The sequence below is a fragment of the Clostridium tyrobutyricum DSM 2637 = ATCC 25755 = JCM 11008 genome, from assembly GCF_000359585.1.
Taxonomy (GTDB): domain Bacteria; phylum Bacillota; class Clostridia; order Clostridiales; family Clostridiaceae; genus Clostridium_B; species Clostridium_B tyrobutyricum.
The window spans coordinates 39,485-54,198 of the sequence record NZ_APMH01000005.1 but is presented as its reverse complement, the minus strand read 5'-3'; the positions used below and the strand labels follow the sequence as shown (position 1 = coordinate 54,198).

General features: G+C 30.6%; 12 protein-coding genes. 1 reads left to right on the top strand and 11 read right to left on the bottom strand.

Going from position 1 to position 14,714, the window contains the following annotated elements:
* Window positions 1-45 precede the first annotated feature (45 nt).
* The 3 genes from rpoD to J418_RS0104075 form a co-directional block, all read right to left on the bottom strand.
* Window positions 46-1,110 (bottom strand): RNA polymerase sigma factor RpoD, encoded by a 1,065-nt coding sequence (rpoD, locus tag J418_RS0104085; RefSeq protein WP_017751295.1) that lies wholly within the window; start codon window positions 1,108-1,110, stop codon window positions 46-48.
* Between the two features lie 30 nt (window positions 1,111-1,140).
* Window positions 1,141-2,904: a DNA primase gene (gene dnaG, locus J418_RS0104080; protein WP_017751294.1), complete on the bottom strand. Its 1,764-nt coding sequence runs from the start codon at window positions 2,902-2,904 to the stop codon at window positions 1,141-1,143.
* 210 nt (window positions 2,905-3,114) lie between these two features.
* Window positions 3,115-4,143, bottom strand: a complete 1,029-nt coding sequence (locus J418_RS0104075) for a deoxyguanosinetriphosphate triphosphohydrolase (protein ID WP_017751293.1) — start codon at window positions 4,141-4,143, stop codon at window positions 3,115-3,117.
* 119 nt (window positions 4,144-4,262) lie between these two features.
* Between J418_RS0104075 and J418_RS0104070 the strand changes: the two genes are divergently transcribed.
* Window positions 4,263-5,315, top strand: a complete 1,053-nt coding sequence (locus J418_RS0104070; protein ID WP_017751292.1) for a CotS family spore coat protein — start codon at window positions 4,263-4,265, stop codon at window positions 5,313-5,315.
* A 202-nt stretch (window positions 5,316-5,517) separates the two neighbouring features.
* Here the strand turns inward: J418_RS0104070 and ppdK are convergent, their stop codons facing one another.
* The 8 genes from ppdK to J418_RS0104030 all read right to left on the bottom strand — a co-directional run bounded on the left by ppdK (window position 5,518) and on the right by J418_RS0104030 (window position 14,702).
* Window positions 5,518-8,148, bottom strand: a complete 2,631-nt coding sequence (gene ppdK, locus J418_RS0104065) for a pyruvate, phosphate dikinase (protein WP_017894848.1) — start codon at window positions 8,146-8,148, stop codon at window positions 5,518-5,520.
* A 65-nt stretch (window positions 8,149-8,213) separates the two neighbouring features.
* Window positions 8,214-8,855: a transcriptional regulator CcpN gene (gene ccpN / locus J418_RS0104060; protein ID WP_017751290.1), complete on the bottom strand. Its 642-nt coding sequence runs from the start codon at window positions 8,853-8,855 to the stop codon at window positions 8,214-8,216.
* Window positions 8,856-9,011: 156 nt separating this feature from the next.
* A complete protein-coding gene (locus J418_RS0104055) occupies window positions 9,012-9,593 on the bottom strand; it encodes a DUF4342 domain-containing protein (RefSeq protein WP_017894847.1) in 582 nt (193 codons plus the stop codon).
* A gap of 26 nt (window positions 9,594-9,619) precedes the next feature.
* Window positions 9,620-10,381, bottom strand: a complete 762-nt coding sequence (gene recO / locus J418_RS0104050) for a DNA repair protein RecO (RefSeq protein ID WP_017751288.1) — start codon at window positions 10,379-10,381, stop codon at window positions 9,620-9,622.
* Window positions 10,382-10,389: 8 nt separating this feature from the next.
* The gene (gene era, locus J418_RS0104045; RefSeq protein WP_017751287.1) at window positions 10,390-11,271 is read right to left on the bottom strand and encodes a GTPase Era; all 882 of its coding nucleotides are present in this window, start codon (window positions 11,269-11,271) and stop codon (window positions 10,390-10,392) included.
* Between the two features lie 99 nt (window positions 11,272-11,370).
* Complete coding sequence (locus J418_RS0104040) at window positions 11,371-12,069, bottom strand: diacylglycerol kinase (RefSeq protein ID WP_017751286.1); 699 nt, start codon at window positions 12,067-12,069, stop codon at window positions 11,371-11,373.
* A 15-nt stretch (window positions 12,070-12,084) separates the two neighbouring features.
* Complete coding sequence (gene ybeY / locus J418_RS0104035) at window positions 12,085-12,585, bottom strand: rRNA maturation RNase YbeY (RefSeq protein ID WP_017894846.1); 501 nt, start codon at window positions 12,583-12,585, stop codon at window positions 12,085-12,087.
* A 14-nt stretch (window positions 12,586-12,599) separates the two neighbouring features.
* Window positions 12,600-14,702: an HD family phosphohydrolase gene (locus tag J418_RS0104030; RefSeq protein WP_017751284.1), complete on the bottom strand. Its 2,103-nt coding sequence runs from the start codon at window positions 14,700-14,702 to the stop codon at window positions 12,600-12,602.
* Window positions 14,703-14,714: the final 12 nt, after the last annotated feature.

Sequence of the window (14,714 nt, the reverse complement as noted above, 5' to 3'; positions counted from 1 at the left end):
TTTTGAAATAATTAATTGTATAAAAAGCACCTGTATAAGGTGCTTTTAGTCTAAATAATCCTTCAATTTTTTACTTCTGCTTGGATGTCTTAATTTTCTAAGTGCCTTTGCTTCAATTTGCCTTATTCTTTCTCTTGTAACATTAAATTCTTTTCCAACCTCTTCTAGAGTTCTAGCCCTTCCATCATCAAGCCCAAATCTCAGTCTAAGTACTTTTTCTTCTCTAGGAGTTAAAGTGTCAAGTACATTTATGAGCTGTTCTTTAAGCATAGTAAATGCAGCGGCTTCAGCTGGTGCAGGTGCTTCATCATCCGGTATAAAATCGCCAAGATGGCTATCTTCTTCTTCGCCAATAGGTGTTTCCAAAGATACCGGTTCTTGAGCTATCTTCATTATCTCTCTTACCTTATCTACAGGCATTTCCATTATCTTCGCCACTTCCTCAGGCTGAGGCTCTCTTCCAAGTTCCTGTAAAAGCTGTCTAGAAACTCTTATAAGTTTATTTATAGTTTCTACCATATGTACTGGTATTCTTATAGTTCTTGCCTGATCTGCAATAGCTCTCGTTATAGCCTGCCTTATCCACCATGTAGCATAGGTACTGAATTTAAATCCTTTCCTATAATTAAACTTCTCTACGGCTTTGATAAGTCCTAAATTCCCCTCCTGAATTAGATCCAGAAATAACATCCCTCTTCCCACATATCTTTTTGCTATACTGACAACCAATCTTAAATTAGCTTCTGCCAACTTTTTCTTTGCAATTTGATCTCCATTTTCAATTTTCTGTGCAAGATCCACTTCTTCTTCTGGAAGAAGTAATGGCACTTTTCCTATTTCTTTTAAATACATCCTAACAGGATCATCTATGGCAATTCCCTCTGGTACAGATAGATCTAAATTTTTGTCGCCTGCTGCTTCTTCATGAACATCTCCTATTACCTCAATACCCATGGATTCAAGTGCCTCATATATTTTTTCTATCTGCTCAGGAGTTAATTCAATTTCTTCTAATTCGTTCATTATCTCTTTGTAAGTTAGGCTGTTACTTTTTTTCCCTTTTTCAATAAGCTTTTTGACTACATGCATTTTTGAATCTTTATCCTTCATTTTTTTGCCTCCCTTAACCATTACTATAATTCACCAATCCTTTTTTTGAATTTTAATAAGCTGTTTTGCGAGTTCAAGTGATTCCTCAAGTCTTCCTTCAGCTTCACACTTTTTTATTTCTCTTATAATATGTGTTTTCCTCTGCTCCAATTTATGTTTTTTTATACTATTTACAAAGCTATTTATCATGTACTTATAATTACAATCTTCATCTAAAAACTTAGATTCCAAAATATTAACCCACTCTTTAGATGTATTCAGATCAGTACATTTAGATTCTACGTGAATTTCTCTATTATGTCTGTCGTAATCTATGCTTTCAATAATGTATGTATATATCTTTCTATGACTGTCAATTAAAAATTCATCTTTCTGTATGATATTCTGTGCATATTTCAAAGCATCATTGTTTTCAAATATTAATTTCAACAAACACCGTTCCGCCTTTAAATATGCTGGTTCTAAATATAATTTTTGTCCAAAAGACTCATCTATATTCATATTTTCATCTTTTTTTGCACTTTTTTGAATATTGCCATTCAACATGTCGTAAAGTGCCTGAATCCTAACTCCTGTTTCTTCAGATAATTTTTTTATGTACATTTCCCTTTCAATAGGATCTAATTCAGATATCACTTTTAAAACTTGTTCTACATATTTTATTCTATTTTCAGGATCATCTAATTTTAGACCTTTTTTAATGCTCTGAATTCTATAGTCTATAAGTGGAAGAGATTTTTGAACTAAATCCATGAATTTTTTCTTTCCATTATTTCTGACAAATTCATCTGGATCTTTTCCTTGGGGAATCAATAACACTCTGACATCCAAGCCAACACTTCTCAATATGTTCAGTCCCCTTAAAGTAGCCATTTGGCCTGCTGTATCTGCATCATATGCTATAATAACTTTATCAACATATCTTTTCATAAGTTTTGCCTGGCCAATGGTAAGTGCAGTTCCCAAAGATGCAACTACATTTGTAATACCATATTGATGAAGTGATATACAATCCATATAACCTTCTACCATAATAAACATTTTTGAAGTATTATCTCTTATCGCAAAGTTCAATCCATATAAATTGGTTCCCTTTTTAAATAAATCAGTTTCCGGTGAATTCAGATATTTAGGTTTTGAATCATCAAGTACCCTTCCACCAAAACCTGTTACTCTTCCTCTGTAATCAAATACAGGAAAAATTATCCTATTTCTGAATCTATCATAATAATTTCCATTTTTACTCTTTATTATAAGTCCATTTGAAATCATATCTAATTCGGTAATTTCTTTGTCTTTTAAATGCCTTATCAAAGCATTCCAGCTGTCTAAAGAATATCCAAGTCCAAATTTTCTAATAGTATTTACGGTTATCCCCCTATTCGTAAGATATTCTTTTGCAATTTTACTGCTACTTAAACAAGAAAAAAAATATCTAGCAGCTTCTACATTTACTCTATACAATTTTTCAAAACTATTTCTTCTGTTTTTATTTTTTTCCCTGTTAAAATCTATATCTATATTTGCCCTATCAGCCAGTAATGCAATAGCCTCAGGAAAACTCAGATTATTTATTTTCATTACAAATGTTATTACATTGCCAGCCTCTCCACAACCAAAACATTTATATATCTGTTTATCTTGAGACACACTAAAAGACGGAGTCTTCTCATGATGAAATGGACATAAGCCCATATAATTCCTTCCAGACCTTTTTAATTTTACACTTTCAGATATTACATCAACTATATCATTTTCATCCTTTATTCTCTGAATGACATCTTCCGATATCACAAAGCAACTCCCACCTATCTAAAATTATTATACCAAGTTTAAATATATTCGACACAACTCGCTATATTCCTGCTAAATATCAAATTTTTTTATATTTAACTTTATTAATCTACTATATATATTCTTTAAAAATATTAAATATCCTTCAATAAATATTTAATATTTATTGTATTCATATATATTCTACCCATATAATATAACAAATTATTCCTAATATTTGATAATTTTAGGAATATATATATCATTAAACAACATGAGACAGTAATCATCACTCATGCCTGATATATAGTCGGCTACACCTCTTGATAGATTTTCTTTCTCAACTACATTTCTATATAATTCCGGCATCTTATGAGGATTATCATAAAAATAGTCAAACACTTTTTTTATAACAAATTTAGCCTTTTCTCTTTCTTCTCTCAATACTTCCCCTAGATATATTTCCTTAAACATAAAATTTCTTAAAGTGTTTAAAGCTTTAAATATTTTTTCACTCAAGGAAACTTTTATTATTCCATTTTTAATATTTTCTATAGTTGTATAAATACAATCTTTCACTAAAGTATCTATTCTTTCACTGCTGGTTTTTCCAAGAATTTTTACAGAATAAGCTGGTAATTGAGTATTTTTCAGGATTCCAGCTCTAATGGAATCCTCTATATCGTGATTTACATAGGCAATTTTATCGCTATATTTAACTACCTGACCCTCTAGGGTAAATGCATATGTTTTAGAAGTTGTAAATCCACTGTGATTCAACACTCCATCAAGGACTTCCCTTGTTAAATTGAGTCCTTTACCACTCTTTTCTATTTTAGTCAAAACCCTTACACTATTTACATTGTGCTTAAACCCTCCTGGCAGTATTTCATTTAACATATCTTCCCCACTGTGTGCAAATGGTACATGTCCAATATCATGTGCCATAGCTATTGCCTCTATTAAGTCCTCATTTAATCCAATAGCCTTCCCTATGGTTTTTCCAATCTGGTTTACCTCTAATGTATGAGTTAATCTTGTCCTATAGTGATCACCAAAAGTCCTTATATAGACTTGAGTTTTATGTTTAAGTCTTCTAAAAGATTTACTGTGTATTATCCTGTCCCTATCTTTCATAAATGCAGTTCTTATAGGATCTTTTTCTTCTTCTATATATCTGCCTTTTGTTCTAGATGAAAAGGTTGCCTGAGGTATTAATATTGATTTTTCTTTCTGTTCTATTTTCTGTCTTATAAGCATATATATCACCTCAAATATTAATTCTATTTTACTTTTAAAAATTCCTTTTAATGATAATGTATAATGTAAAAAAATATTTAATACTATTATAAAGAAGTATTTTTTAAGGGGTATGATAAATGAATAAAAATATAAACTTATTGTCTGAAGAAAATGTAAAACAGCATGTACTTCCCCACTACAATCTTCAAGATGCTAATTTGAGTAGAATAAAATTCAAGGATACTGACAAACAAAGAGCTGTATACAAAGTTGATTATCGAGATAAAAGCTATTGTTTAAAAAAAGTATATTTTGATGAGTCGGAATTATTATTTGTATATTCAGCTGTAGAATGGCTTTATAGAAATAATATAAATGTCCCTAGAATAATACCTACAATTGAAAATGGTAGATTCGTCAAATATGAATGTATGTTGTTCATACTTACACCGTGGATATTGGGGGAAAAATGTAATTATGACAATAAAGATCATATAATATCTGCAACTATAAATTTGTCAAAAATGCATAGTTGCTGTAAAAACTTTAGAGCAATTTCTGGAAGCATAAATAGACAAAATTTTAATTGCATACATTTATCCTTCGAGAAACACCTTGCTCAACTTGTAAATTCATCAAATTTAGCCTTTAAAAGTCAGGATAACTTTTCTAATTTATTTTTAGACAATTTTGAAATAAATTACATGATGGCTGAAATGTCCACTAAAATATCTCAAACCATAAATTATAATAATCTACATTCATCATTATGTCATTTAGATTATGTAAATAAAAATATAATATTCGATAATCGAAAAAACATTTGGATAATCGATTTTGACAAATGTACATTAGCTTATTGTTCTCATGATATATCCTATTTTTTGAGAAGATTTTTAAAGAGATCAAATACAAATTGGAATCTTAAAATAGGTCTGCATTGTCTTGAATTGTATGAAGAAATTTTTCCTCTGAATCTAGATGACTATAAATATATTATATCTTATTTAGCATTTCCTCAGAAATTTTGGAAAATATCCAGAGATTACTATAACAATATAACTAAATGCAACCATAAATCTTTTTTCTATTTGCTAAAAAAAGCATCGAATAATAATATAAATCAAATGAATTTTATTATAAACTTGGGTAGGCATGTGGAAAAAAAATTTAATACTAAGATAACATAAAGGCTGGAGCATTGTACTCCAGCCTTGTTTTCTATTAAAGTATAAATATTAAAATCAAAGATTTGGGTTCGCTTTTTTAACTGAAACTCCTGATCCATTCTGTCACATGAGTACTCGTCTGAGTAAGCGAGCATATCAAAATCATAGATTTTGTATGTCTGCTTAACCGACTCATACCAAATCAAAGATTTGGGTTCGCTGCTTATCTTGGTTTTTTTATCTGGGCTTGTGCAGCTGCAAGTCTTGCTACCGGTACCCTATAAGGTGAACATGATACATAATCAAGCCCTATATTGTGGAAAAACTCTACAGAAGACGGGTCGCCTCCATGTTCTCCACATATTCCAAGATGGATATCAGGTCTTGTTTTTCTTCCAAGTTCAACTGCCATATGGACTAATTTTCCAACACCTGTTTGATCTAATTTTTGGAATGGGTCAAAATCATATATTTTATTATCATAATAGTAATTTAAAAATTTTCCTGCATCATCTCTTGAGAACCCGAAAGTCATTTGAGTTAAATCATTGGTACCAAAGGAAAAGAATTCAGCCTCTTTTGCTATTTCATCTGCAGTAAGAGCAGCCCTTGGTATTTCTATCATTGTACCTATTTTGTAATTCATGGGAATTTTTGACTTTTCTATTATGGAATTTGCAGTTTTTACAACAATATCTTTAACATATTTTAATTCCTTTAATTCCCCAACTAGAGGAATCATTATTTCAGGAACAATATCATATTTTTTTCTCTTTTTTACGTCTATTGCTGCTTCAATTACAGCTGTAGTTTGCATCTCAGCTATCTCCGGATAAGAAACAGTGAGTCTGCATCCTCTATGTCCCATCATAGGATTAAATTCATGAAGAGAATCTATTGTATTTTTCAATTCCTCAACACTTATATTCATTTCTTTAGCTAAATCCTCTATATCCTTTTTATCTGTTGGAAGAAATTCATGGAGTGGTGGATCCAAAAATCTAATTGTAACAGGTCTTCCTTCCATAGCTTCATATATCTTAGTAAAATCACTTTTTTGCATTGGTAGTATGTTGTTAAGTGCCTCTCTCCTCTGTTCTGTACTTTTTGAAACTATCATTCTTCTAACCTGAGGTATTCTGTCTTCTTGAAAGAACATGTGCTCAGTTCTGCAAAGTCCTATTCCTTCAGCGCCAAATTTAACAGCCTGTTTAGCATCTGCAGGAGTATCTGCATTTGTTCTGATTTTCAATTTCCTAATACTGTCCGCCCAACCCATAAATTTTCCAAAATCACCTGACATCTCAGGCAATACTGTTTTTACAGCCTTACCATATACATTGCCTGTACTTCCATCTAAGGATATATAATCCCCTTCTCCAAATTTATGTCCATGTACTTCAAATACCTTTTTTAGCTCATCTATATTTACATCCCCGCAACCAGCCACACAGCATGTACCCATTCCTCTAGCTACTACTGCAGCATGAGATGTCATTCCACCCCTTACGGTAAGTATGCCCTCTGCGGCAGCCATTCCCTCTATATCTTCAGGAGAGGTTTCCAATCTTACAAGTATTACTTTCTCTCCTCTGTTATGATGTTCTTTTGCAGAATCTGCAGTAAAATAGATCTTTCCACATGCAGCCCCAGGTGATGCTGGAAGACCATTTGCAATAACCTCTGCATTTTTTAAATCCTCTTTATCAAAATTGGGATGAAGTAGTGTATCCAATTGTTTAGGCTCGACTTTAAGAAGTGCTTCTTCCTTGGTTATAAGTCCTTCGTCTACCATATCAACAGCTATCTTAAGTGCTGATTGAGCGGTCCTTTTGCCATTTCTTGTTTGAAGAAAATATAATTTTCCCTGTTCTATTGTAAATTCCATGTCCTGCATATCTTTATAATGTGTTTCAAGTCTTTTAGCAATCTGTATAAATTGATCATAACATTCAGGTAAATCCTGTTTTAATCTGTCTATTGGCTGTGGTGTCCTAATGCCTGCTACCACATCTTCCCCCTGTGCATTTATTAAGTACTCCCCAAATATGCGATTTTCTCCTGTAGCAGGATTTCTTGTAAATGCTACACCAGTACCTGAAGTATTGCCCATATTTCCAAATACCATAGTTTGAACGTTTACAGCAGTGCCCCAGTCACTGGATATATCATTTAATCTTCTATAAATAATAGCTCTTGGATTGTTCCATGATCTAAACACAGCGGTAATAGCCTGAATTAATTGTTGTTTTGGTTCTTGAGGAAATTCTTGATTTATTTCCTGACTATATAGTTTTTTAAATTTTACAATTATATTTTTCAGGTCATCTTCTGTTAACTCCGTATCATATTTTAATCCTTTTGCACTTTTTATTTCATCTAAAACATCTTCAAACTTTCTCTTTTCAATTCCCATGGCCACATCTGAAAACATCTGAATAAATCTTCTATAAGAATCATATGCAAATCTAGGATTGTTAGTCAATTTGGCTAATGCTTGTACCGAATCATCATTTAGTCCCAAATTTAATATAGTGTCCATCATTCCAGGCATTGATATTCTAGCTCCTGATCTTACTGAAACCAACAGAGGATTCTTTATGCTTCCAAATTTTTTTTCTGTAAGTTCTTCAAGTTTTTCCATACTGATATTAATTTGATCTACGATTTCATTGCTCACCTTTTGATTGTCTTCATAATATTTAGTACATGCTTCTGTAGATACCGTAAAACCAGTTGGAACAGGCATTCCCAAATTAGTCATTTCCGCCAAATTTGCACCTTTTCCTCCAAGTAAATTTCTCATTCCGGCATTTCCTTCGTTAAAAAGATAAACATATTTTTTTTCTTCCATGAAATACACATCCCCTTGTCTATAAAATTACAATATATGCTAACGGAATATATCCGCAACTTACTTTATTTGTTTTCCCCCATTTTCACAAAAAGTCTTGTTATGTTTGTTTTGGAGACCTTCCCAATTATCTTGAGAATTTCTTTTGAACCATCTTTAGACTTTTCTACAACTGGCAGGCTATCAACTTCATGATCCATTATTTTCTGGGCTGCCAAGTAAACACTGTCATCTTTTTCGACACATACTATATTAGGCATCCTTGTCATTATTATTCCAACAGGTACTTTACGCATATCAGTACCACCTATAGATATCTTCAAAAAATCTTTACGTGATACAGCACCTATCAAAACTCCGGAATTTTCTATAAATAATGTTCCTACATCATTTAAAAATAAATTGACTATAGCATCATATACCATTGTATTTTCATCAACTACAACCGGTTTTGACATTACATCACCAACATTTATCTTTCTTATATAATCATATAACATACTATAAGATGGCTTTTTAGAGTATATATATCCTACCTTAGGCTTAGCCTCCAATACATCTGTCATTGTAAGTATGGCTAAATCCGGCCTAAGAGCTGCTCTTGTTACACCTAGCTTTTCTGCCAACTGTTCACTGGTTATAGGTGCATATTTTTTTACTAGTTCAGTTATTTTTTTTTGCCTATGCGAAAATTTAATAATGTCCACCCTCTTTCTCTATAATAATCCAAGAGAAATATTATATCTTAAAAGTATTATACCATTATATTGGCTCAAATAGTATAGCATTTTTATTTTTTATAAGTATAAAAGAACAAAAATGCTATACTATTTTAAAATTTTTATATAAAGTTGAATAATCGATTATTTGGATTTGTCTTCATCATCTTCATTTATATCATCAAATTTAACAGTGTATTGATAAGTATTTTTATCATCATATTTATTTTCTTTACTATTAAATTTGTCCTTTACAGAAGATGTTGCATCATGTACTTTATCTTTTACATCTTTTACAGTGCTTTTAACACCATTTTTAATTATCTTGTTGACAACTTCTACTGAACCATCATCTTTAATTATTTCCACTGTAACTTTAGTAATTACAGCTGTAAGTATTCCAATAGCAATCAAAGGTGGCCAAACAAGCATTGTAAGAGTAGCTGCTATACCAGCATTTACAGGTATATTTAAAATAACCCTATCATCCTTTTTTATTTTTATTCTATTTACATTTCCTTTTTTTACTAAATCCTTGAGCCAATTTATGAATTCATCTTTTGTGGTATATGAATTTTCTTCTTCCTTTTTTTGATCTTCTTCAATATATATTAATGCATCTACTACATTTCCATCTGCTATTTCCAATGCTTTTTTTGCTTCTGCATAACTTACATTTGTTCTTTCTCTTATAATATCAATCTTTTCTAATGTTATATCACTCATTTTATCTTCTCCTTTTAATAATTTTATTATTTAAAGTTAATTAGATTATTTAAAGTATCTAGACTTTTAGGCTTTCTAAAATAACTTTGAGATATTATCATACTAGTTATTTTATACAATTCCTGCTTTACTTCTATTGACAAATTTACTCTATATACTTTTTCCAATGAAATTTTTGATATATATTTAAGAGCATTAAATGTTGAATATCTTATAGGAATACCATTCGTCTTATGACATTCACTGCATATTCCTCCCAAATATTGAATGCTCAAATAGTCAGAAGTATTAATTTTCTTTCCACATATGGCACAGTTTTCAAAATTAATTTCATAACCTGTTGCCTTCAATATTTTTAATTCAAAAGCTCTAGATAATGTTTCAATATCTACAGCTTGATTTTTCATAAGATAAAGTGCTGAAACCAAATCAATAAATAATCTTTTATCTTTTTCCTCATCGTTTAGGGCTATATCTATTAATTCACATAAATAGGAGGCATAAGTCAATGTATTTAAATCATTCAATAAATCCTGAAATGAATCTATTAAATTGCCTTCATTTATAGCATACATATTTTTTCCTCTATATAGAACATACTCACCATAAGAAAATTGAAGTACAGTGGAAAAGAGTTTATTTTTACTCCTTTTTGCTCCCTTAGCTATAGTAGATATTTTCCCCAATTCTTCAGTAAATAGCCATACAATCTTATCATTTTCCTTTATATCCTGCGTTTTAATTATAACAGCTCGTGTCTTGATTATAGCCAGAAGACCATCTCCCAATACAGTTATTACTTATATCCAAGTTCCTTTAGAAGTCCGCTGCTGTCTCTCCATTCTTTTTTAACCTTTACCCATATATTTAAATATACTTTGGAGTCCAAAAACTTTTCCATATCCTGTCTAGAATAAGTGGATATCTTTTTAAGCATAGAACCACCTTTTCCTATTATTATTCCCTTATGAGATTTTTTCTCACAAAGTATAGTAGCATCTATATTATAAATTCCCCTTGAATTCTTTTTCATAGATATTATTTCTACAGCTATTCCATGTGGAACTTCTTCTGAAAGTAGCCTTAATGATTTTTCTCTTATAATCTCTGATATTATAAATCTTTCCTGTTTATCTATTATCATATCGTCAGGGTAGTATTTAGGCCCTTCCTTCATATATTTAACTATAAGATTTTTTAGTTCACTTACATTCTTTCCATTAATTGCAGATATGGGTATATATTCCTGAAATTGATATTCTTCAGAATACGCTTTAAGCGTTTGTGCTACTCTCTCAGCAGAATTTTCATCCATTTTGTTGATTACTAGGAAAACAGGTTTTTTATAATCTTTTAAATTATCTAAAATATACCTATCACTTTTTTTTATTTGTCCTTCTGGTGTAGTTAAAAATAGTACTAGATCTACATCATTTATAGAGTCTTTGGCAGATTTAACCATATACTCTCCTAATTTATGTCTTGGATCATGAATACCTGGTGTATCTACAAATACAAGCTGAAAATCCTTCTCCGTAAGTATTGTCTGTATGTTATTTCTGGTTGTTTGAGGCCTGCAAGATACAATTGATAACTTTTCTCCAATTAAATTATTTAGCAACGTAGATTTACCTACATTGGGTCTTCCTACTATAGTTATAAATCCTGATTTAAACATATATATTCTCCTTGTTTTTATACAACTTATCTCAGTAAATAAATACGTATATTCTTGTACATAGATTATACCATTATTTTTATTCTTTGTAATGCATTTTTATCCAAATATTCTAAATAGAAGTACAGTTATAAGTATACCAAAAATTCCGCCTATAAAAACCTCTGCTATAGAATGAACTTCAGAATCAACCCTACTTTGAGCTACTATAAATGCAAGTACATAGCTAAGTATAACCACAGTAAGGCTTTCAACCATAAGAGCGATAGTCGTAGCTATGGAAAAAGCTATTGCACTATGTCCACTTGGCATTCCACCTTTTAGTGGAGTTCCTTCTCCAAAGATAGCCTTTATTATAATAATGGATATACATACAATGGCTATTATTATAAATATAGTATATGGATTTGTTGTTCTTACTTTGCTCATAAGCACAAAATTTATATACTTCAATTTGTCCCAGAATATAATGTACCCAACTAGAACAGCATTAACAGCAGTTACAAGTACTCCACCTGCGGCTGCATTTTTAGCTAATTTAACCAACGGATGATAGTAATTTGTTGTAGCATCTATAGCAAACTCAACTGCAGTATTAAAAAGTTCTGCCATTATGACCATGGTTATTGTTATTGTTATTGCCAATATTTCTATTTTGCTTAAGTCATAAAAGAAGCATAAGGTCAAAACGAAAAGAGCCGCCAACATGTGTATTCTCATATTCCTTTGGGTTCTTACAGAATATATTATACCTTCAATAGCATAATTAAAACTATCTAAAAGTTTTTTCACCTTCATATATGTATTCCTCTTTTATAAATCAAAATTAAATTCTTTTAAAATTTTTTCTTCTCTATCACGCATTATCTTTTTTTCATTCTCTGCCATATGATCATATCCTAAAAGATGAAGAACAGAATGAACTGTCAAATAACAAGTTTCTCTCAAAAAAGAATGACCAAATTCAATGCTCTGTTCTTTGGCTTTTTCCAATGAAAGCGCAATATCTCCCAGTACCAAGTTTCCACTGTCCATATCACATTCTTTAAATTCATAATTTAAATAGGTTTCTTTAAATACCTTTCCCTCTGGATAATCCAGCATTGGAAATGATAATACATCAGTAACTTTATCTATATTTCTATTTTCACGATTTATATTCCTTATAGTATCACTATCTATAAATATTACACTGACTTCACATGGAACTTCCACTTTTTCAACTATAAGTGCATGTTGTATAACCTTTTTCACAATATCCTCAAATTCTTCTGTAACTTCAACTTTATTTTGTCTATTATCTATAAAAATCATACTAGTCCTCCATATTATTTATCATCTATAAGCTTATTGTTCTTGTCAGCCCATTTGTCTTTTGGATACTCTATTCTATGGTGGTATATTCCAAGAAGTACTTTTATAAAAGCAGCCTTTATCTTGGTTATATCCCTCAATGTAAGATCACAATTATCCAGTTGCCCCGATGATAATCTATCATTTATTATATCGTTAATCATACTTTCAATATTGTCTTTATTAGGTTCATTAATAGATCTAACAGCAGCTTCCACTCCATCTGCCAGCATTATTATACCTGCTTCCTTAGTTTCCGGTATAGGTCCTGGATATCTGAAATCCTCCTCTTTTACATCTTCAGGACTTTTGCTTGAATTCTTCATAGTAACATAAAAATATTTTACAAGTGATGTTCCATGATGCTGTTCTATAACATCTATTATTACTTTAGGGAGTTTATATTCCTTTGCCATCTCAACTCCATCTTTTACATGTGATATTATTATAACAGCACTTAAAGCTGAAGTTATTTTATCGTGTGGATTATCATTTCCAAGCTGATTTTCTTTAAAAAAATACGGCCTTTTTATCTTGCCTATATCATGATAATAGGCTGCCACTCTTGAAAAAAGTGCATTTCCACCTACTTCCTCTGTTGCAACCTCAGCAAGATTACCTACTAATATGCTGTGATGATAAGTTCCAGGGGCTTCCATAAGCAATCTTTTAAGGAGTGGATTATTTGGATTTGACAGTTCTAAAAGTTTAATAGTAGTAACTATATTGAAACTGCTTTCAAAAACGGGTAAAAATCCTATTACCAATATGCCTGATATTATGCTTCCTATTCCCGTAAATATAGCTTTTTCAGCTACATCAACTACGTTGTTAGTCAACAAAAATCCCATTGAAACAGTAAGCACTATATTTATAACAGCTATACAAATAGTAGCATATAATATATCATTTCTCTGCTGTAATTTTCTAAGTATTATGGATCCTATTATTACATTTACCATAGCTAATATAGTAATTTCTATATTGAATTCCACTGCAGTACTTATCAGTACACAATTAAGTATATTAATTACAAGTGATGTTTTAGAATTCACAAGTATAGAAAATATCATGGGAATAAAGGCAAGTGGTATAAAAAATGGTGAAATTATCCCTAAAGATCTTGCAAACAGAATACCTAAAAAGCTCAATATGTTTATCATGACAAATATATTAAAATCTTTGTATATACTCTTACTATATATATTCAAATATATCCACTGAAGTGCCAATATAAGGACTACGAGAACTGCCAGTGATATATATATATACCATTTGAAATATGAACCGTCATTCAAAAGTCCAAGATCTTTGAGAACTCCAATTTGATATTTAGTAACCGGTTCACCTTCTTTTACTATGATCTGGTCTTTTTTAATCATAACAGGAGGTACTTTTTTGGCAGTTTCAATTTTTAATTCCTGGGTTTTATCCTTATCATAAAAAAAATTAGGTGATATCTGAGTATATGCTATATTAATTGCTAAATCACGTATACTCTTAGATAAATTGGAATTTCCCACTTTTATTATTATATCTTCCTGTGCTTTTTTAATATCCTCTTCATTATCTTTTTGACTATTGTCACTTATATTATTATTGTCATATAGATCAGACATGGACTCTATTAAAAAATTATGAAGTTCATCCATATCACTTTTACTCATTCTAGCTAATTTCAAATAATCATTATCTGACAAGGATATATCTGCAGCACTTTTAATTTTTTGCTGCTTTTGTTTTTCATCTGTTTGACTGTCAATTATAATTGGATTTACTGTAGAAAAAAATTTATTTATTTTATCTATAGTTTCAGTTTTAACTTCAGGTTTTTTATTATATTGAATTGGTACAGAATCTAATACCTGATTTACTCTATCTTGTGTTGAAAGATCATCTTTGACCTCTCTTGGTGCCTTAATATCAACTTTTGCAATTTCTCCAAGCTTTAGATTATATCTTTTAGTAGTAAGCCCTGTTAGAAGTACAGCATATATGAGTATAAAACTTACTATAAATATAATTATCCTATTTTGTTTTTCTCTTATAAAAAATCTTTTTAAGTCTAGTTTTTTCATTGAAAATCACCC

Excerpts from the sequence above, each read along its gene's own strand:
- J418_RS0104055 (WP_017894847.1), bottom strand. The coding sequence starts at position 9,593 with ATGAGTGATATAACATTAGAAAAGATTGATATTATAAGAGAAAGAACA.
- J418_RS0104030 (WP_017751284.1), bottom strand. The coding sequence starts at position 14,702 with ATGAAAAAACTAGACTTAAAAAGATTTTTTATAAGAGAAAAACAAAAT.
- J418_RS0104040 (WP_017751286.1), bottom strand. The coding sequence starts at position 12,069 with ATGAAGGTGAAAAAACTTTTAGATAGTTTTAATTATGCTATTGAAGGT.
- ybeY (WP_017894846.1), bottom strand. The coding sequence starts at position 12,585 with ATGATTTTTATAGATAATAGACAAAATAAAGTTGAAGTTACAGAAGAA.
- rpoD (WP_017751295.1), bottom strand. The coding sequence starts at position 1,110 with ATGAAGGATAAAGATTCAAAAATGCATGTAGTCAAAAAGCTTATTGAA.
- J418_RS0104070 (WP_017751292.1), top strand. The coding sequence starts at position 4,263 with ATGAATAAAAATATAAACTTATTGTCTGAAGAAAATGTAAAACAGCAT.
- J418_RS0104075 (WP_017751293.1), bottom strand. The coding sequence starts at position 4,143 with ATGCTTATAAGACAGAAAATAGAACAGAAAGAAAAATCAATATTAATA.
- era (WP_017751287.1), bottom strand. The coding sequence starts at position 11,271 with ATGTTTAAATCAGGATTTATAACTATAGTAGGAAGACCCAATGTAGGT.
- ppdK (WP_017894848.1), bottom strand. The coding sequence starts at position 8,148 with ATGGAAGAAAAAAAATATGTTTATCTTTTTAACGAAGGAAATGCCGGA.